This is a genomic window from Desulfosporosinus lacus DSM 15449 (assembly GCF_900129935.1).
Classification (GTDB): domain Bacteria; phylum Bacillota; class Desulfitobacteriia; order Desulfitobacteriales; family Desulfitobacteriaceae; genus Desulfosporosinus; species Desulfosporosinus lacus.
Window position 1 is genome coordinate 19,952 of the sequence record NZ_FQXJ01000014.1, and the last position, 20,345, is coordinate 40,296.

The 20,345-nt window shown below is 40.0% G+C and carries 20 protein-coding genes; 3 read left to right on the top strand and 17 right to left on the bottom strand.

Annotated features, from left to right (window positions below):
- Positions 1 to 378: 378 nt before the first annotated feature.
- The 6 genes from BUB11_RS28355 to BUB11_RS17395 all read right to left on the bottom strand — a co-directional run bounded on the left by BUB11_RS28355 (position 379) and on the right by BUB11_RS17395 (position 4,320).
- Positions 379 to 684: a VanZ family protein gene (locus BUB11_RS28355; protein ID WP_242947590.1), complete on the bottom strand. Its 306-nt coding sequence runs from the start codon at positions 682 to 684 to the stop codon at positions 379 to 381.
- A 324-nt stretch (positions 685 to 1,008) separates the two neighbouring features.
- Positions 1,009 to 1,461: a DinB family protein gene (locus BUB11_RS17380; protein WP_073031028.1), complete on the bottom strand. Its 453-nt coding sequence runs from the start codon at positions 1,459 to 1,461 to the stop codon at positions 1,009 to 1,011.
- Between the two features lie 127 nt (positions 1,462 to 1,588).
- A complete protein-coding gene (locus BUB11_RS27110) occupies positions 1,589 to 1,858 on the bottom strand; it encodes a hypothetical protein (protein WP_143187644.1) in 270 nt (89 codons plus the stop codon).
- 348 nt (positions 1,859 to 2,206) lie between these two features.
- Complete coding sequence (locus BUB11_RS17385) at positions 2,207 to 2,935, bottom strand: type II toxin-antitoxin system Phd/YefM family antitoxin (RefSeq protein ID WP_073031029.1); 729 nt, start codon at positions 2,933 to 2,935, stop codon at positions 2,207 to 2,209.
- 171 nt (positions 2,936 to 3,106) lie between these two features.
- On the bottom strand, positions 3,107 to 3,562 hold the full coding sequence (locus BUB11_RS17390) for a threonine/serine exporter family protein (protein WP_073031030.1): 456 nt from the start codon (positions 3,560 to 3,562) through the stop codon (positions 3,107 to 3,109).
- Entirely contained in the window at positions 3,559 to 4,320 is a 762-nt protein-coding gene (locus tag BUB11_RS17395; protein ID WP_073031031.1) for a threonine/serine exporter family protein, read from the bottom strand. The genes BUB11_RS17390 and BUB11_RS17395 overlap by 4 nt, the downstream gene beginning before the upstream one ends.
- A 363-nt stretch (positions 4,321 to 4,683) precedes the next feature.
- On the opposite strand from BUB11_RS17395, the gene BUB11_RS28830 reads away from it, so the two are divergent.
- Entirely contained in the window at positions 4,684 to 4,809 is a 126-nt protein-coding gene (locus BUB11_RS28830) for a hypothetical protein (protein WP_282434020.1), read from the top strand.
- 234 nt (positions 4,810 to 5,043) lie between these two features.
- On the opposite strand, the gene BUB11_RS17400 is transcribed toward BUB11_RS28830, so the two are convergent.
- The 8 genes from BUB11_RS17400 to BUB11_RS17440 form a co-directional block, all read right to left on the bottom strand.
- A complete protein-coding gene (locus tag BUB11_RS17400; protein WP_073031032.1) occupies positions 5,044 to 5,223 on the bottom strand; it encodes a hypothetical protein in 180 nt (59 codons plus the stop codon).
- Between the two features lie 100 nt (positions 5,224 to 5,323).
- Positions 5,324 to 6,628, bottom strand: coding sequence for a (Fe-S)-binding protein (locus tag BUB11_RS17405; RefSeq protein WP_073031033.1), 1,305 nt, complete (start codon positions 6,626 to 6,628; stop codon positions 5,324 to 5,326).
- Between the two features lie 2 nt (positions 6,629 to 6,630).
- On the bottom strand, positions 6,631 to 8,019 hold the full coding sequence (locus tag BUB11_RS17410; protein ID WP_073031034.1) for an FAD-binding oxidoreductase: 1,389 nt from the start codon (positions 8,017 to 8,019) through the stop codon (positions 6,631 to 6,633).
- A 201-nt stretch (positions 8,020 to 8,220) separates the two neighbouring features.
- Complete coding sequence (locus tag BUB11_RS17415; RefSeq protein WP_073031035.1) at positions 8,221 to 9,339, bottom strand: 2-hydroxyacyl-CoA dehydratase subunit D; 1,119 nt, start codon at positions 9,337 to 9,339, stop codon at positions 8,221 to 8,223.
- Complete coding sequence (locus BUB11_RS17420) at positions 9,332 to 10,600, bottom strand: 2-hydroxyacyl-CoA dehydratase subunit D (RefSeq protein WP_073031036.1); 1,269 nt, start codon at positions 10,598 to 10,600, stop codon at positions 9,332 to 9,334. Before BUB11_RS17420 ends, BUB11_RS17415 begins: the two co-directional genes overlap by 8 nt.
- Positions 10,601 to 10,618: 18 nt before the next feature.
- Positions 10,619 to 11,437 (bottom strand): acyl-CoA dehydratase activase, encoded by an 819-nt coding sequence (locus BUB11_RS17425; protein ID WP_073031037.1) that lies wholly within the window; start codon positions 11,435 to 11,437, stop codon positions 10,619 to 10,621.
- A gap of 20 nt (positions 11,438 to 11,457) precedes the next feature.
- Positions 11,458 to 13,014: an acyl CoA:acetate/3-ketoacid CoA transferase gene (locus tag BUB11_RS17430; RefSeq protein WP_073031038.1), complete on the bottom strand. Its 1,557-nt coding sequence runs from the start codon at positions 13,012 to 13,014 to the stop codon at positions 11,458 to 11,460.
- A 918-nt stretch (positions 13,015 to 13,932) separates the two neighbouring features.
- Complete coding sequence (locus BUB11_RS17440; protein WP_073031040.1) at positions 13,933 to 15,072, bottom strand: acyl-CoA dehydrogenase family protein; 1,140 nt, start codon at positions 15,070 to 15,072, stop codon at positions 13,933 to 13,935.
- Positions 15,073 to 15,994: 922 nt separating this feature from the next.
- On the opposite strand from BUB11_RS17440, the gene BUB11_RS17445 reads away from it, so the two are divergent.
- The gene (locus BUB11_RS17445; RefSeq protein WP_073031041.1) at positions 15,995 to 16,399 is read left to right on the top strand and encodes a MarR family winged helix-turn-helix transcriptional regulator; all 405 of its coding nucleotides are present in this window, start codon (positions 15,995 to 15,997) and stop codon (positions 16,397 to 16,399) included.
- Between the two features lie 322 nt (positions 16,400 to 16,721).
- On the opposite strand, the gene BUB11_RS17450 is transcribed toward BUB11_RS17445, so the two are convergent.
- Positions 16,722 to 17,114, bottom strand: coding sequence for a winged helix-turn-helix transcriptional regulator (locus BUB11_RS17450; RefSeq protein ID WP_073031042.1), 393 nt, complete (start codon positions 17,112 to 17,114; stop codon positions 16,722 to 16,724).
- Positions 17,115 to 17,284: 170 nt separating this feature from the next.
- On the opposite strand from BUB11_RS17450, the gene BUB11_RS17455 reads away from it, so the two are divergent.
- Positions 17,285 to 17,671 (top strand): pyridoxamine 5'-phosphate oxidase family protein, encoded by a 387-nt coding sequence (locus tag BUB11_RS17455; protein WP_073031043.1) that lies wholly within the window; start codon positions 17,285 to 17,287, stop codon positions 17,669 to 17,671.
- Positions 17,672 to 17,850: 179 nt separating this feature from the next.
- Here the strand turns inward: BUB11_RS17455 and sstT are convergent, their stop codons facing one another.
- The gene (gene sstT, locus BUB11_RS17460) at positions 17,851 to 19,101 is read right to left on the bottom strand and encodes a serine/threonine transporter SstT (protein ID WP_073031044.1); all 1,251 of its coding nucleotides are present in this window, start codon (positions 19,099 to 19,101) and stop codon (positions 17,851 to 17,853) included.
- Between the two features lie 60 nt (positions 19,102 to 19,161).
- Positions 19,162 to 20,343, bottom strand: coding sequence for a glycine C-acetyltransferase (locus tag BUB11_RS17465; protein ID WP_073031045.1), 1,182 nt, complete (start codon positions 20,341 to 20,343; stop codon positions 19,162 to 19,164).
- Positions 20,344 to 20,345: the final 2 nt, after the last annotated feature.

Sequence of the window (20,345 nt, forward strand, 5' to 3'; positions counted from 1 at the left end):
ATAATAAAGTTGCCTCGCTAAGCTTTTTTAAATTTGCGAGAGAAGTCTCAATGATCCTTGCGGAGAAGCAGGAAGCGATTTTTCGCAAAGAAAATAAAAAAGACGGAAATCTCCGTCGAGTCCTTGTCCCCAGATTTCTTCCTGTTTGAAAACCTGTGCTGAAAAACCAAGGGTATATAATTATTTAAAAGAGATCCGGTTTAAAAATTCGGCGCTTTTGAGATTGACTATTCTAGATGAGCCAGACTTCAAACCGCCGAATTTTTAACCACCTCATACAAATCAGCCAACCACAAATCTTCCCACGCAATTTTGCTGTCGCTTTCCGGCAGATCAACCTTACTTTCCTCATTGGAATATTTCCGCACATGAACAATCTTAATCCTCTTCCAGTCGTACAGATTTTCTCAGTAGCTTTAGGTTCTTCATCAGCAATAGATAGCCCAAGAATCCACCGAGTATATTTAAAATAACATCATCAATATCCGCCGTCCCGAGTTTTGAGATTAGCTGTATTCCTTCCAGGACAAAACTTGTTATAAAGGTAGTAATCACAATAGCTTTAGCACTATTGAGCTTATTAAAAATAAGAGGCAGCAGAAAACCCATGGGCATAAACGCTAGTACATTGCCAAACAAATTAAAAAACCAAACATCAATATTATCATCACTGACCCTACTCATATAGGTAATGATCGTTGTGAACGGAATTATATTAAACTGCAGATCCTCCCCGGAGAATCTAAAGTATTGACTGTAAGCAAAAAGAAAAGTCTATACAGCAAATAGGAAAAATAAACAAGAAAAAGTACCCCTGGGATTTTTCGACCAGCTTATTTAATCTGGAAGGCATATAAATGCTCCTCACTTTCTCGCTTTCTCGCTTTCTCGCTTTCTCTTATTTCCATATTCATATACCTTCCGGAAATCCTTAAGCACCATGTGAATGACTTATACGCTGAAGTTTTGCACCTTAATTCATGGCAAAACCCAGCCGATATCTTCCACTTAAAGTTCCGATGTACCAAAGATTTGTCTTAAGTGATGCTCCATGTGTCTCAGATAATCCTGAACCAGCTCTACGAAGGTGAAGGATTTATTATCACCTATGTCACACAAATAAACCAGTTTCTCTTCCGGGATTCTTAAGATGATTCTAAGGATATGTCTATTTAAAACCGACCAGAGGGAAATAATCTCATCGAGAGGCATGTATTGATAATCCTGAATCAGGACCCAATTGTTTTGGTCATAAGGCACTATCACAAAAGGCTGCTTTTCAAACTGAATTTTTATGAACCTATGATGATTGTTAGTAGCGGAATCACATAAATGGCCCAATATTTCCTTTTTCGACCACCTGCCTTCTATGCGGACTGAAAATTCTTGTTCTGAATACTGTTTGACCTTGGCAGGTACTGATTGAATTAAGTAGTTAAGCCTTTCGTTAATATCTCTCATATCCTCCCTCTTCTTTCTTCTCAATATTCTGGGCAAGCAATCGATTACCTAATGTATATACCATGCCAAGCATGGTTCAGGTTTTGCTTTATAACATTTGTCATTAATCAAGTTACCTACGTCCGGTTTATTTATCTTTTAAGAGTATATTAAGCTCTTCTATTTCTGTTGATAACTCTCTGTTTTCAATAGAGTTTTTCACGAGTACATTAAGAGATAGACTTTTAAATAAGGGGTTGTAATTCCACATAGGTGGATGTTCCTGACTTGGTGAACTGAACCAGCTCAGCCCCATCGGCCGAGATAAAATTTTCATCGCCCTGCAATTTAACCTCTGTAAATGGTCTTTTACTGTCAAAGTCGTAAAACTACGCTGCTCAGGACGATCAACCCTCATTGAGGAAGAAAACCGGACCAGAGTATTCTGTGAGATCCTTTTTCCGGGGGCAAGTCCGCTCAGCAAATTCCCTTAACAAGATTAAAAAGGACATCGGCCTGGTTTTCCCTGTAGCCTCTGCCCTTTCCTATGTCCATTTATAATAATCTGGCCTATGCTTTGAACTATCATGGCGTAAAAGGCAAAGTACAGACACACATTGAGGATGCCTTTACTTTTTCTTCTTATTGAGTGCTTTCTGCTTAAGCTTCCGCAAAACATAAGTCCTCTCAGTCAAATTAAAGAGAGGACTTATGCATAGTCAAGTCAGGAAATTTTTCAGACATATACTATCCGATATTCCCATCTCTATAAAAACATATCAGTCAATGCTACCTTCAGTCCCCTGAAATATCCTGACTCAACATAGTCATGGGCGCCTTTTTGAAAGGCCGTGCTGTCGGTTATTTCATTTTTATCAAGCATATAAATATATACCAGATTATTTTTAGGATCAACCATCCAGTATTCCTTAATACCGCATTGCTTGTAAAGCTCCAACTTTTTAAGAGTATCCTTACTTCTACTAGAGGGTGAAAGAACTTCAACCACCAGGGTTGGAACTCCTTTGTACTTACCGTTTTTGTCCATCTTATCCCTGTCGCAGATAACGATGATATCAGGTTGAACAACACAAATGTTGTCCTCAGCCTTAAAAAGGGTAATATCAAAAGGCGAAGTGAGGGGGATACAATTTATATTATTTTTAAACCAGTTATAAAAGGTTCCATGAATTTCGTTAACAGCATATTGGTGCTCGAAAGAGGGCGACGCGAGATTATAAATAACGCCGTCAATCAACTCAAACCGCTGCTCGGAAGCTTCCACGAGTTCCAGAAACTCCTCATAAGTCACTCTTCCCTCACGAGTTTGATATTCTGAGGCGCCTTCTGCCACGAGGCTTTTATTCGGGGCATCGCATGACAGAATTCTGGCAATATCCCTTCCATTTTTGGTCACAATTATTTCTTCGTTGACCTCCGCAAATTTTAGGTATTTGCCAAAATTATTCTGTACTTCCGTCGAAGGAACTCTCATAATAACCCCTCCATTTTAGCTATATATATTCCATTATCCATATATTTAGCTAATCGGTCAACAATCATCTCGGAGTTAGCTAATAGTCGCAATACCATTCCTCTCGCTGTCGTGTGGTTGGACATAAATTTCTCATGACCTTAAAGTGGGGCAGGCTTAACGTCCCTCTTTTTACATTAAATGATGACGGTATTCATAAGAGCGTAATGCAAAAAAAACTCTGGCCAGCGAAGATGCCACCATAATACCGGCTGCTATGGCAACTGCAATACTTACTGTATAAGAACCATATTCGGCAAACTCTCCGAACTTGCCATCGATGGCATAGCTCATTGTGTAGTATAAGGCCCGACCAGGAACTAGTGGAATTATAGCTGCTGTTAAAAAAGTAGTAGCTGGCGTTTTCTCGATGCGGGCGCATATTTCCGAGTAAAAGGTTACTATAATAGCCGATACGAAGTACTGCATCATTTCCCCGCTTAGCCAGAAACCACCCAGTAAGTATATCACCCATGCTAACATACCACCTAAAGCAGCATACCCTATTTTCCTTCCTTTAATATTGAACAGAATCGAAAAACCAAGTGAACCCATAAAAGCCGTAATGATTTGATATGTATGGATCATTTAAACATGCCTCCAACAAAAACTGATACCAAACCGAATCCAAAAGAGATGGACAAAGCTACAAGAATAGCTTCAGAAAGTCGCAGTAGGCCTGCTATCGTATCACCGCTTATAATATCCCTTATTGAGTTTGTGAGAGCCAATCCAGGTATCAGCAGCATGATATTTCCGATTGCAATCTTATCGAAGCTATGACCTATCCCGATTCTAACTAGCAGAAACCCCAGCATGCCTACAACGAACGAGCATAGTATATTTACAAAGAAAACATTCTTATCAACTCTTTGGATAAAAGTGATTGCTAATTTCAATATCATGCCGATAACCGCAGAAACAGCTACATCATTCAAGTCGCCCCCATAGAAAATCGTGAACGATCCAGCAATCATACCATATACCAAATATTGGACAACCGGACCATACATGCGTGTAGTACCTATTTTTTCTATTTCGTTTCTAATATATTCTGCCTCGGGTGTGTGTGCACAAACGTGGTAGGAAAGATTATTAAGCCTATCCAACTTATCAAAATCCGTTGAGTATTTTAAGATCCTCCTGGTTTGAGTGAGATTATTTCCGCTTTTCAAATGAATAGATACGACGATGCTAGACGTGATAGTAAATACATCCACCCGCTTTGCATCATATGCTTTGCAGATACGACTGATGGAGTCCTCCACGCGATTTACTTCAGCACCGCTGACAAGCATTTGCTCTCCAATATCCAATATATAACTTAGTAATTCTTTTGTAAGCATATCATTTAATGCCCTTTCAGGTTTTCTACGCAATCTGAAGTCATATTAATTTTACGTTTCTTAAGTCACGGCCCCCTGTCAACGGTGGCTTGATTTTATCACTACAGGGGTCTGATACCTGGTGCGCCTGAAGGTGTGGATCGTGCATAAGGTGCTTAGTATTTAAGTTAAGTATAAAATAATCCCTTCTTTAATTCCATTGTTTTATTTTAACTTGTTTGTATCATTATGTCTGCCCTTTTCTTCGATAAGAAGGATAATGAATAAAAAGCTATTTCTGTGTCTTGCATAAATTACTATACGTGCACAAGATCTGCTCATTACCATATTATGTAATATTATATCTAGAAGGAGTTGATCGTTATGTTTGGCTTTGGAGTACTTCCCTTTGCTCTTGGTTTTGGTTTAGGGGCTGCTGTATCGAGACCTCGCTATTACCCATCCGTATATTACAATGCCTATGCACCCTATCCCTATAGATGGTATTAATATCAAAAGATAAGCAACACTTCGGTTCGCAGTTATCTTCTAAAAATACCTTATAAATCTTTTGGGAATAAACGAAGTAAGGGAGAGAGTCTATCCCTCTCCCACTTCATATGTATTCTTCATTTTTATATAATTCGGTGTACTTTTCATATCCATAGTACTAAAGTCCTTTCATTCTATGATTTTTTCCCAATCAGAACCTGCCTCCGCATTCTATTGGCGCTTTTAAGACTTTTATGAAATTTTTCCGGCAATATAATAGCCTGTAAGAACTGCGATAGGCACCATTACTAGCCCCCCCAACCATGAGTGTGTCTTAGCTACCACCACAACCCCACGAATAAACTGTCCCGGCAAAGCCATAAGAAATATGGCTTCTAAGCCTAACAGTTTGCTCCCTGTCAACATCTTCAAAGAAAATCCCCTTTAATTTAGCTAATTTATATAAGAGCAAAACAAACTCTAATATTGTTACGAAAAAATGGAAACGCTTAAAGCATTTCCATCATTCCAACTATTTAGAATGTATTAGTTCTTCCTTACCGACTCGATAAGACTCAGCCAAGATTTGAACCGTGTGCAATACTTCTTCGTCAAATCCGGCATTTTCGACCCCACTTTGCAGCTGCAACCGACAAGCCGGACAACCCGTTGCTACTGTATCCGTATGGGTCGTCTGGATATCTGCTGTTTTGCGATCAGAAATTTGTCCGGAGAGATCCGGGTGTACAAGGCTGAATGATCCAGCCATACCACAACAGCGACCCGGCTCTTTCATTTCAATCAATTCCACACCGGGAATGCTTTTTAAAATTTCCCGCGGTTCTTTACTAATCCCCTGTCCACGGTTTAAGTGACAAGGTTCGTGATACGTCACTTTACGCGCTACTCGTCCCAAACCTTCTTTCTTAAAGGGAACTTGATGAATCAGGAACTCAGAAATATCATAGGATTTTTTAGCCCATTTATCCGCCAAGGCTTTAAGTTCGTGATCATTTTCCAGCAGCTCTCCAAAAACATGCTTCCAAGCAGTACCACCGGAAGAACAGGCGACAACTAAGGCATCTGCCCCCATTCTCTCAAAGGCCCGCAAATTGCGTTTAGCCAAAGTACGTGCTGAAGCCACATCCCCATTGACCGAGGCTGGGATACCACAACAAGCCTGGAACTTAGGAATGACCACTTCGATGTCATTTTCCCTAAGCACCTCGATGACCGCTCTGCCGATGTCCGTGTAAAAATAGTTGATCATGCAGCCCGTGAAGAACCCAACTCTCAGCTTGGGGTTTTTAACCTTAATCACTGCAGGGAACTCGGAGCGCAAGGTCTTCTTGGACAACATGGGGAAGACTTTCTCCTTACCTATCCCTACATCCACGCGCATACGTGCTAATTTGCTGTGTCGATTCGGTATGTTTTTTAAGGCAACACCCTGGAAGATACTTCCCGCCTTCATCCCGAAATCAAACACTCGCTGCATCTTCAAGGCAGTAAAGGCTATTTTTTTGGCCGGCTGCAGCCCTTTTTTACGGACGGATTCCGCTCTTGCTGCCAGAATAATTTTATCAAACCGGACCCCACAGGGACAGTTGGTATTACAAGCCATACAGGTCGTACACAGGGAAAAACGGCTCCCCAAACCCTTAGTCATCTCTGTTTCGCCCGAGAGAATGTATTCCGCTAAACTAATCTTTCCCCTGGCAACTCCGACTTCTTGGCGTGTTTCCTTGTAAATGGGGCATACCGCCATGCAATTGCCGCATTTCATACATTTATGGAGTTCTTCGGCAATCGAATCCAGTGAATCATATACGGACACGATCAGTCCCTCCTTACAATCTTCCCAGGGTTCAGCAAATAGTAGGGATCCAGGGCTTTTTTAATGCGCCGCAAGGCCGCCACGCCTGCTTTTCCAAATTCCCTGTCAAGATATTTCATTTTGGCGATACCAATCCCATGTTCACCGGAAAGGGTTCCTCCCAGAGCCAGCGCCGTTTCGAAAATCTCGTCCACTGCCAGGTGCACTCTTTTCATTTCTTCTGCGTCGCGTTCATCTGTTAAAATTGTGGGATGTAGATTTCCATCTCCTGCATGCCCGAAGGTAGCAATTTGCAGATTGTGTTTTGTTGCAATACTCCGGATTGCTTTAAGCATATCAGGAATCTTACTCCGGGGAACGGTGGCATCTTCAAGTACGGTGGTCGGTCGTTTTTGAGCGAGAGCAGGCAGGGCGCTGCGACGAGCCAACCACAAAAGGTCGCGCTCTTTATCGTCTTTAGCTATTTTTAACTGAACGGCTCCTTCTTCTTTCAAAATTCGTTCCACTAAAACAGCTTCCCGTTGGACAACTTCCTTGTAGCCGTCCACTTCACATAAGAGGACCGCTTCCGCGTCCATGGGGAGTCCCGCATGCACAAAGTTTTCCACGGTCTGAATCGTCACATTATCCAAGATTTCCAGTGTCGCCGGAATAACTTTATTGCGAATAATGGCTGCGATGGCCCTCCCGGCTTTATCGACGTCATCAAAGACCGCTAACATGCTCTTACGTGCTTCCGGAGCCGGAATGAGTTTGACGATTATTTCAGTGATAATCCCCAAGGTTCCTTCTGCTCCTGTAAAGAGAGCCACTAAATCATACCCTGTCACGTTCTTTACCGTTTTTCCTCCCCAACGAGTGACTTCTCCATTCGCCAAGACCATTTGCAAGCCCATAATATAATGTTTGGTTACACCGTATTTCAAACCGCGCAATCCACCCGAACACTCCGAAACCGAGCCACCCATAGTTGCCGTGGTGACTGTACCGGGATCCGGCGGATACAATAAGCCGTGTTTCGCCGCTTCATCATTGAGAGCCTGAATGATCACCCCAGGTTGAACGGTTGCCGTTAAATTATCCTGGTCTACTTCCAGAATTTTGTTGAGATGGAGCATGGAGAGAACCATACCCCCTTCAATGGGAATCGTCCCCCCACTGAGGTTCGTTCCGGAACCACGTGTATAAATAGGGACACGGTAACGCAGGGCGATTTTCACCACATCTGCCACCTGTTCTGTCGTTAGAGGTGCAACCACAACATCCGGCTTATGATGTTTCATCGCCGCAGTTGCGTCATAAGCATAGGTCAATAAGTCTTCCTGCTCTGTGAGGACATATTCACGGCCGAGCACTCGAACAAGTTCTTCCAAGACTTCACGAGCTAACATCCTTATCCCTCCTTTATAACGCTTCGAATATGGTACGCCTGTCAGACCACTTGGTTATGTAATAATTCAATTTAAGCTAAACTTTAATAAGTACTATACCGAACAAACAAAGTGGGAAGGGGCAAATACTACCTCTTCCCACAAAGTCATGCTACAAACAAGCAACAAGAGATATAATTTAAAGTTCTATTAACTTAGAAATCACAGCATCTCACTAAAACTTTGAACTCTGGTTTTGGTCTGTTCAAAGGATGTTGTTTCCAGGTCAATTTCTATAAATAAGCTCTTAATTCCGGCTTCTTCAAACTGTCTATAGTAGATTGGATAGTCAAATTCTTCAGGGTCACAGAACTTCATCATGCAAACCACAACTGCATCTGCCTTAGATGCTTTAACCATATCCATCAGCATGGGACCTCTTGATTTTTTCGCATCTGTAGCAAGAGAACAACCATCGAATTCCTGCCACCATTTAGCCAATCTATAGAGTGGGTCTGTACCTGACGGAACATCATTTCTGAACAATCTGGATTCCTGTGCCAAGTCGTCTGCCACAACACCAAAACCGTTATCTTTTAAAATGTCTAATACTTCATTTGGTTCAGCCATAATTCCTGTTAAAACAACCTTTTTGCCTGTAAAGGCTTCCACAGGCAAGGATTTAAGCGCTGAATTCAATTCTTTTACCAAAGCGGTATGTTTAGATTTTTCCATAAAAAATCTTGCTTTGATAATAGCATGACGTTTTATGGGATCAATAATGTTAGGATAATTAGCAGCTATGTCTGTAAATTCACGCATTACTTGACGATTTTCGTTGTAAATTTCAATGCTATTGTTTAGTGCCTCATCTGAAATCTGAACACTCAATATTTTTTCCAGTTTTTCACGAACAAGCCTATATTCCTCAGCAAGAAACTTATTTGCTGCTTCAAGTTTTCTGTTTTGAGGATGAGTAAATACGATGACAGGTGATGTTCCTTTCCATTTTTGGCTAAGACATTTTAAAGTGTCACAAGGAACGGGGAAAAGTACAGCTTCTAAATCGTCGTATACCCCTTCAAGCTGCATTTCCATAACGGATTGCATAATTGAACAAGCAAAGGGAGGTAAATAGGCACGGGCTTTAGAAATACTTTTTTGTCCTCCCCAAATACCTACCGGAAGAAAACCTGCAGCATGAATTATTTCTTCGGGAGCATAATAAGGCATAACCCCTACCGATCCTTTGCCGGTTTCTTTCTTATAATCTTCCATGGCCTTGCGGGGATTATTTGAAATTGAAGATAATTCACTGATAATAGTTTCAATTCTACTCATTGGAAACTCCCTCCTTATTCTGCTTCATCATTTCATCTAAGGCCTGGATACGTGTATCAAACTGAGCAGGAGAAAAGTTACGAGGATCAGTTTGGTCTCCATCAAAGCTTACATAGGGTAAATGATTTTCTTTTTGGAGCATATCAGCAGTTTCTACATTCAGAAAACTCATGAGCTTACAGCTTCTGTTCTGATGATAAATAACACCGTCACACTTTCCGCCGCTAATTACGTCACTAAGAACCTTAACTTTGTTATCGAGACAAGTATTGATATAAATTCTGGTATAAGATTCCGCCATTGAACTCATATCCCCGGGTGTATAAGTAAGATTCCAGAGACCCGGATAGGCTGAACCTGTCATTATATTGCCAAGATTCTTTAAGCCTTTAAATGTATGTCCCAGGTGCGGCCAAACAGCTATGCCCTCCCAAGTTACCCGCTTTTGTTCATTTCCTTTAAAGGCGAAGATCCCCTTATTAAGATTTTCTTCAAGTTCATCGGCAAACTTTTTAAAGGTAATTTCTGCGTAGTCTTTACTCCTTGCACAAACGATCAGGGCCATATAGTTGAAAAGATCAAAACCATTTAAAGGGGATGGTTTATGTGATGACAAAGAAGCAATTCTGTTCCATTGGGCAACAGAACGTTGGGTTTGTTCCTGTACTTTTAAAAATTTGTCGTAGTCGAATTTCTTGCCGCAAATTTCCTCAAGCTGAGTAATAGCTTCCTTAAACTGTTCCGCAATATAATCCTTGGCATACTGTGGAATGGGCATTGTATGATTAAAGGGAACATCAATGATGATGCAAGGAATATTTAATTCAACGGCAAGATTCTCATACCACTTAAGCAAGGTGTTACAAATGTTGTTACAGGTTATGACAAAATCGGGAAGGGGTATTCTGGCCGCTGGGGATTTTTCAAGCTTTTCCGGTGTTATTCCTGTTAAAGCCTCTTGTTTTAAAAGTTCCATATAACCCAGATTTACTCTTGCATAGGAGCAAGTATCTACGTTATAGCCTTTTTCATCGGCAACTTCAAGCACATCTAAAGCACCTTTTCTGGCCCCAATACCCGCAGCATGGGTTTCAGGATATATCATCGCTACATCCATAGCTACACAAAACTCCGAAGGAGCAACGGATGCAGACCAACAAACAAGTTTTCCTTCTATTTTTGCCTGTCTCGCTTCTTCATACAATTCTTCCTGATAGAAACCTAACAATTCTTTGGCACTCATAGTTGTTGTATCAGTCATCTCTCATACCTCTTTCCTTTATTTATTAGCTCCCCTAACTTCTTCGAAGGCAAATATAACAGCTGCCATAACTTCTTCGAAGGCAAAGATAGCAGCTCCAAGGGCAGCTGTAATTTGTGGATTAGGAGCTACAATTACAGGTTTTTTTAGTTCTTTGCTTATTGCTCGAACAACCCCTAAGTCCTTAGCAACACCTCCGCACATAACAATGTCCTCTTCCACCCCACATCTATAAGCAAGTCCACAGGCTTTGCTAGCAACTGACTGGTGAACCCCTGCAATAATATTCTCTTTAGCAACTCCGTTGGAAAGCTGAGATATTACCTCAGATTCAGCAAAAACTGTGCAAGTACTGCTGACCGTGGCAGGTTCTGTTGCCCGAGCATCGTATTCTGCCATTTCATCAAGATTAACTTCAAGTACTCGTGACATAACATCGAGAAAACGTCCTGTTCCGGCGGCACATTTATCATTCATAAAAAACTGCTTAACGCCGCCTTTACTGTCAAGTTTAATTGCCTTAACATCTTGACCGCCGATATCAATGATTAATTTTACTGAAGGAACTAAAAAGAAAACTCCCTTAGCCTGACAACTGATTTCGCTAATTTGTTTGTGTGCTTCTTCCACAGAAGATCTTCCGTAGCCGGTAGCAATAATTTTAGCCATGTCTTGCAATTTAAGACCTGCTTTGGAAAGAGCTTCATCCAGTACACGTTTAGGTCCTGTAGAACCTGTTCCAATCTGAATTACTTCTCCAGCGATAATCTTAACTCCATCTTCAAGTATTACAACCTTTGAGGATGAGGACCCAATATCAATCCCCATTGTAAACATCTATTAATCTCCCTCTTTGATTATTTTTTCAAGTTCATTTTTTCTTCACTAAAAAGTCTTGAGTCCATAAGCTTAATATTTTTGTCAACCGTAGGGACAAAATCCATTAAATCTATAATTTGTGTTTGAATGTCAATTCCGGGAGCAACTTCTATTAAGTTAAGTCCTTCTTCTTTTAATTCAAACACAGCTCTTTCAGTAATATATAAAACGGGTTGTTCGCATTTGATGGCATATCTTCCGCTAAATGTAATCTGTTCAACTTGTTTAATAAATTTCTTTTTCTTTCCTTCTTGTTCTATGATTAACTTGCCATCTTCAATTCTTTCTTTTAAGCCTCCTGCTGTAAATGTACCGCAGAAGAATACCTTTTTGGCATTTTGTGTGATATTGATAAAACCGCCACATCCCGGTATTTTGGGGCCGAATTTACTAACATTAATGTTACCCTCTTCATCACATTCAGCTAAGCCTAAAAATGCCATGTCCAGACCGCCGCCATCATAAAAATCAAACTGACTATTTTGGTCAATAATAGCGTCAGGATTTAAAGCAGCACCAAATCTAGCTCCACCTTGAGGACTGCCACCTATTGCCCCTGATTCAACAGTTAATGTCATATAACTTGCTATTCCTTCTTCACTTGCAACTTGAGCAACATACTCAGGTGTTCCTACACCTAAATTAACAACTGTATCCTCTACCAATTCCATAGCTGCTCTTCTGCCAAGAACTTTTTTAATAGTCAAGGGGGTCATTTCCACACTACCTTCAGGTGCTCTTACTTCCCCACAAAGTGCTGGATTATATTCATGTCCAACACTTTGTTCATGATCTTTCATATCAACTACTTCTACAACAGCATGAACATAAATGCCGGGTATTTGTACCAGTCTGGGGTCTAAAGTACCGCCTTTTACAACCTTTTCCACTTGAACAATTACTTTTCCACCATTATTTATAACTGCCTGTGCTATAGAGGTAACCTCAATAGTAGCTACTTCTTTTTCTAGGGTTACATTACCATATTCATCCGCATAAGTACCTCTAAGGAAGGCGATATCTATAGGAAATGCTTTGTAGAAAAGCTTTTCTTCATTGCCGATTTTTATAACTTCTACTAAATCTTCTGTCGTCCTGGCGTTTATTTTACCTCCGCCATTTCTTGGATCAATAAAAGTACCTAATCCAACATGTGTAATTGTACCGGGCCTATGACCCGCAGCATCTCTAATAATATATTCCAAAGCACCTTGTGGTAAGTTATAACCTTCACATTTGTTAGCTAGACACAGTTCGCCTAACTTTGGAGCAGTATTTAAATGACCTGCTATTACTCTTTTAACCAAACCTTCGTGAGCAAAATGATCACCGCCTGTGCCGTTCCTGCTGCCTTGTGATGCTGGATAAAACAAAGTAATATTTTGAGGATAGCCAGTCTCTAAAAATTTCTTTTCTATAGCCTTGAAAAGTGCTTCCGGAAGACTATTTCCAACAAATCCACTGGTACAAAGAGTGTTCCCATCTTTAACTAAATCAACAGCCTCTTCTGCTGTCAGAATAATAACCTTCTTCATATTACGGCCCCTCCTCCAATGTTATCCTCAGTGATTTAACCTGCCCCGCAAATTGCGGGGCATTTGATCAGGATATTCCGATTATTAAGTTAATGTGGACACGTCAGTCGTAATTCCGTTAAATTTTAAAAGTGGTTGGAATACTTAAACAGTACAAATGAAAATGGTATGGGATTGCCACCAACAAAAGCTAACACAGAACTTCCAGGCTTTTCTCTGTTGTTTACACTTCATCAAGTCAGGATTAAAGGCATCTGTCCGGCCGGAAGGATCTGAGACTAGAATAGTGAAATAATTCCCAAATGGTAGAGATTGATCTGAACCAAAATATCATTTAGAGAGATCTCCTCAATAAATTAATTCAATATTCAAAAAAATAGTTGACTTGATTATAAGACTAGTCTATATTTAATAAGTACGGGTCAATTTTCTGTTTTAAGGCAAACTGAACATGATATGATAATACCGTCCCAGTCTTAATTAGTAACTGAGAAAAAATATAATTTCGCTTATAGGTGATAGATAGGAGCGTAATAACAGCGACGTTATGGGGACGTGTATCCATTCCACTTGCTGCCTTGGATTCATGTTGCAAACTATTTGGTAGCAGTTTTCTTTTAAAAATAGTCCTCTGCATAAAGGTTTATAAATCCACAATTTAAACACACAAACTTTAGTATCTTTTGACTTTGGGGACTAACAACTACTTCACTATTCTCAATTAAGGTAAATACACCATCTCTTGTTATGATATCCACCTGTTTTATTTGTCCAGAGTGACATGCAATACACTCTTTCATTCATTCTCTCCTTTCAACTTAACGACATCACTCCATAAACCGTCGGTTGGGCTTAATATTTCCTTCTTCATCATTGCAACCTCGAATTTCAGGAAATCTCATTACTCAAAATGGAAATTTATTTAAAAATCTCTCCCGCAATAATCATTCTCATTATTTGATTTGTTCCTTCATAGATCTGAGTTATCTTAGCATCTCTCATCATTCTTTCAACATGATAATCCTTCATGAAGCCATTTCCGCCAAGCATCTGAACGCATTCCACAGTTACATGCATGGCTGCATCTGTACAAGCCATTTTTGCCTTAGCCGCTGAAACTGCATAAGGTCTTCCTGCTTGTTTATCAAGAACTCCTTTATACAATAGATACTTAGCTTGTTCTATTTCAATTTCTAATTCAGCCATTTTAAATGCTAAATACTGATTCTTGAATAAAGGCTTGCCAAACTGGACTCTATCTTTCAAATATTGTTTCGCTATCTCAAATGCTCCTTCTGCAAGACCAAGTCCTTGTGCTGCCACTCCGAATCTCCCACCATCAAGAGTTTTCATTGCTATGCCAAAACCTTTTCCCTCTTTGCCCACTAAGTTTTCAACTGGGACCATACAGTCTTCAAAAAGCAGTTCTGAAACTTGAGTAGCTCTTATCCCACATTTGTTTTCAATAGTGCCTATTGAAAATCCCGGGAAACCTTTTTCAACAATAAACGCTGTTAATCCTTTTGTTCCTAGACTTATATCCACTGAAGCAAATACTAAGAAGGTCTCTGATAGAGGGCCATTTGTAATGAAGCATTTGGATCCATTTAATATATAGTGATCTCCATTTTTTTTAGCTGTAGTTCTTACACCTGCTGCATCTGAGCCCGCATTTGGCTCAGTTAATCCGAAAGAGCCAAATTTCTTTCCGGAACATAGATCTGGAAGATATTTTTTCTTTTGTTCCTCTGAAGCGTTTTGAAATATTCCTCCTGCACAGAGAGAGGTATTTACAGAATATGAGATACCAACGGCACTATGCACCTTGGAAATTTCTTCTACGGCTAAGATGTAGGATAAATAATCTCCGTCGGAACCACCATATTCTGATGGGAACGGTAAGCCCAGCAAACCCATCTCACCCATCTTCTTATAAAGATCTACAGGAAATTCACTTTTTTCGTCGCTCTCAAATACGATAGGTAAAAGTTCCTTTTGGGCAAAATCTCTTGACACTTTCTTAATCATCTCTTGCTCTTCTGTTAAATTAAAATCCATTTTTAATTGCCTCCTCCTGAATTTTAAATAGCCTCTCGGCATTCGCCGAGGCAGTCGGGATAAGGGTTTCCTTCGTCAAAAATGGCGTTGTGCTCGATCCCGAGGTATTGATAATCTCTGTGCCACCCTTTGTTCTAAAACAAAATACGGACAGACCTACCACACCCACTCGAAGGAGAACTTACGGCTGTTCCCTAAAACACTGCGTGATTCAGACAAATGGAAGTTGATTTACTAACGCCGCTCATCCATTGAGCGCTCGAACAAGCGTGAAAAAAGATCAATTACAAGTTGGAAGCCGAACGGCATCGTTCTACTAAAATGTGGCACGTCCGCCTCTACGACATTATGATGTGTCAACACATGGACGCTTGGTATTCTCTACTCGAAAGAAAACTTCGCTGATCTTAAAGCATTAATTTCTCCCAAGACTGCTTAACGATCTTTTGTGTTTTAAAAAAGGAAGACTGTGACGCTTATTTGTCATTTTCATCTTTAATAAGCATCGCTGTTTACCACATTTAACGTTTCCATAACGAATACTAAAATCCCATATCATCTCCTTGAATTTACAATTTAATAAATATTCAAACATGTTTGATAATTAATATATTACTTGCTAGCAAATAGTTTGTCAACAAATTAAAATGTATAAAATTGTATAAATATGTATATTAATAGTAGTTTAGGGTTCAATGTTCCTTCCGAGAAATTCCAAGTTAAATTAGCCAATTAAGCTGTTAACTACACTATGCACGTCTCTTTCGAGGCATATCAAACTCCAGCCGTTGATAGTCTTGGATTTTTATTTATCCTTTAAGAAAATCATTCTTCACCTCTGACGCTTTGTAAACTTGATTGACAAAATTAATAAGTTTGAAATATAGTGGTTATATGACTAAAGAATAGAGGAGCAGTAATTATGGAAATGGCTGAATGTATTAATTTCTTACTAACTCATGCACAACAAAAAGTTTTTAAATATTTAAAGTCAGAACTTGAACCGTTTAACGTAACGCCTGTGCAATATGGAGTATTACAATGTCTTTGGGATGAGGGCAGTCAAACCCCCAAACAAATTGGGAATGTTTTGAGTTTAGATGGTTCAACTATCACTGGAATCCTTGATAGATTGGAAAGTAAAGCATTGATTATGAGGAATATTGGTATAACAGATCGGCGAACCTTTAAAGTTCAATTAACTGAAAAGGGCTCCAACTTGCGTGAGCCAATAGGTAAAATTATTGAAGAAGTAAATATAGAAGTATTAAAACAATTTAGTCCTGAAGAACAAAATCAATTAAAGGGAATTTTAAAGCGAATTTAAACTAAAAATCTGCTTAAGCTATCAATGACACCTAAGCTTTCTCTATAATACAGAGGGCTTTAAGATGCCAAAAGGTTACATAATTATTAAAATTTTACACTTAAAGATTTTTTTCAAGTACAGCTTGGTCAAAAACAAAAAATCCACACTATTTATTAGCGTGGATTTTTTATCGTCCTCACAGGACCTTTATCTCTCGGTAAATTAGATACCCTAATAAGGGTGTACGCATGCCTCTTTATCTATAGTAGTGGAACGCTATTATTAGATTAGCTTTCTCTTCTATTCACAGGTAAGAGTACCGGCGCTAGGATAGACCAATTCAATCACTTGAGTTTTCGCATTTGTAATCGCATTTTTGACATTGCGAATGGATATACTCGCTGTTCTCCCTGTGGTATGCCCCCGACCATCTGCAAATGCTTTGCAGAATGGGTAGAACGGATCTTCCCTTATCCGTCAGGCAATATTCCACTTTCGGCGGAATTTCATCAAATTGCTGTCTTTGCACAATTCCGTCTGCAATTAACTCTTTCAAAGTCGTTGCCAAAACCGCGTCCGTGATATTGGTCATTTCTTTGCGCAGAGAGCTGTACCGCAAAACCTTTTTCTCTGCCAGAACACAGATAATCCGGGATTTCCATTTTCCGCCGAAAATGTCTAAGCCATATTCCAGTGGGCAGCGAATATCTTTTTCTAACTTGGGTTTATACATTCCGAACCCCCTCCTGTACCGTCATTATAAAAGGCATACTTTGAAAATACCAGTAACTATGAAATTAATGAGTAACTCATAAATTTGCGGGTATCTTCAAATCGCGCTGCAGCTTGACTATACTTAAGTTAAGTACAAAAATGAGCAAATCAAATAGGAGGGTTCTTCAAATGAATGCAAATGTAGTGAAGCTTCTCAAAGAACAGATGTGGTATTTAAGTACATATTCGGATGAGCCGAATGCCGTACCCGTAGCTTTCAAGGATGTTACCGATGACGGCAAACTAGTGGTAGGTGATGTGTTTTTGGAAACCACCCTTGCCAATATTAAAGAGAACGGTAAGATAGCCGTTTCTGCCTGCAATGGAGGGACCATGGAAGGATATCAGGTCAAAGGCAAGGCCGAGTACGTGACGGAGGGCCCTGTTGTGGAGACTTTCAAAAAGCTAGTTTCTGACATGTTCAAAGGGGCTATGACTGCTAAGGGTGCCCTTATTATCACCCCGGAAAAAGTCATTGTCACCACACCCGGCCCGGATAACAAAAAAGTTATCTGATCCTATACAGAAAAGCCTTTAGTTTTCTCCTGTAACTAAAAATCCTTGCAACTGTATAAGCTGCAAGGATTTTTAGTTGCTTGAACTGACACAGGAACAGCTAAACCCAACTCGCTTTTTGAGCTATCTTTATCATAGAAGACATGTCTTTTTTATGTGGTAGTGGGTTCTGGACAAACTCATTTTTGCTCTGCGAAAGTTGATTTAATAATGATTTCTTTTCCGTCTTTACGCATCTTAGCGAATTCAGCTGTTGCAGTGAAAAGTACATCAGTGGATGAGTTAAGGGCCGTTTCGCAAGAATCTTGTAAAACACCTACGATAAAGCCTACCCCAACTACCTGCATAGCAATCTCATTTGGGATCCCAAATAAGCTACATGCTAGAGGAATCAGTAATAGCGATCCGCCAGCTACGCCTGAAGCACCGCAAGCGCTTACAGCCGCCAGCACACTAAGAATTAAGGCCGTAGCCATATCCACTTGAATGCCAAGAGTGTGAACCGCCGCAAGGGTCATAACACTAATGGTAACAGCAGCACCTGCCATATTGACGGTAGCGCCTAAGGGAATGGATACCGAATACGTATCCTTATCTAAACCTAGATTTTCACACAAGGTCATATTTACGGGGATATTTGCAGCTGAGCTACGTGTAAAGAACGCTGTAATACCACTTTCCCTTAAACACTTAAACACAAGTGGGTATGGGTTTTTACGAATATTCACGTACACAATGATTGGATTGACAACAAGAGCTACAAAAAACATACAACCAAGCAGAAGTACAAGTAATTGCCCATAACTAAATAATGCCTCAATTCCATTTGTAGCAATAGCATCAAATACGAGACCCATGATACCTAATGGGGCTAATTTTATGACCCATCTAACCATTTTTGTCACTGCATCAGATAAATTTGAAATCATCATTTTGGTAGATTCAGGAGCATTTTTTAAAGCAAAGCCAAGAAGTATCGCCCAAGACAATATACCGATATAGTTGGCATTATAAAGTGCTTTTACAGGGTTATCAACAACATTCAGCAGTAATGCTTTGAGAACCTCTACGACCCCTCCCGGAGGCGTCACATCATTAACGCCCGCTGCAAGTGTTAAGGATATTGGGAATATGAAGCTTGCAACAACCGCCACAAGTCCAGCTAAGAATGTTCCTAAAAGATAAAGGACGATAATGGATTTCATATTGGTTTGATGACCACTCTTGTGTTGAGAGATTGCCGACATGACCAAGAAGAAGACCAATATAGGTGCAATCCCTTTCAAAGCACCTACAAATAAAGAACCAAAAATTGCGATGGGTTTTGCTGTGTCTGGAATCGTTACAGCCAAGATGATACCGATAATCAATCCTATAATTATTTGTTTTACCAGGCTCAGTTTATTCCAGTTGTTGATCAGATTTTTCATAATCACTTTTCCTCCCTGTAAGTTCAAGATAAGGATGCTTTCTAAATTGAAAATTCATGATTAGAGTTCCATCTCTTCTTTGACTTGCTTGAAACAAGTAACCGCGAAGTCCAAATCTTCTTTGCTATGGCCAGCCGAAACTTGGATTCTGATTCTTGCCTTTCCCTGAGGCACGACGGGATAAGAAAAAGCTATTACATAAACTCCCTTTTCCAGCATTCGTCTGGCAAATTCTGTCGCCTTTTTAGCATCATACAGCATAATAGGAACAATAGGATGAGTCCCTGGCTGCACATCTAAACCAATCTTGGCAATTTGTTCTCTAAAATAATGTGCATTTTCATGTACTTTATCCCGATATACAGTAGAACCGTTTAACATATCCAGTGTCTTAATAGCTGCGGCAACAATGGAAGGTGCCAGAGTATTTGAAAAAAGATAAGGTCTGCTTCTCTGCCGAAGAAGTTGGATTATTTCCTTTTTACCACTGGTATATCCTCCGGACGCACCACCCAACGCTTTACCTAAGGTTCCGGTAATAATATCCACACGTCCCATCACTCCGCAATACTCGTGTGACCCCCTTCCCTTTTCTCCCATAAATCCGACAGCATGACTATCATCAACCATAACCAACGCATCATATTCCTCAGCTAAATCACAAATACCGGATAAATTAGCAATATATCCATCCATAGAGAAGACACCATCTGTAGCTATCAGTTTAATCTTGGCATTACCCGCCTCCTTTAGCTTGGCCCTCAAATCTGCCATGTCATTATTCTTGTATCTCAAACGCTTTGCTTTGGATAAACGAACTCCATCGATAATGCTGGCATGGTTTAGTTCATCGCTGATAACAGCATCGTCTTCTCCTAATAAAGTTTCAAACAAGCCACCGTTGGCATCAAAACAAGAGGAATATAAGATGGTGTCCTCCATCCCCAAGAAATCGCTAACCGCTCTCTCTAATGTTTTATGTGCTTCTTGAGTCCCGCAGATAAAACGAACGGAAGAAAGACCAAAACCCCACTTATCTAATCCCTCTTTTGCCGCAGCGATTAAGTCCGGATTGTTAGATAATCCCAAATAATTATTAGCACACATATTAAGTACTTGTTTTTTGTCTCGAGTATCTATTCTGCTGCTTTGTGGTGTGGTAATGATCCTTTCTTCCTTGTAGGTACCTGTTTCTTTGATAGTTTCAATTTCTTGCTTTATATACTTAATAGCTGTTTTCATGA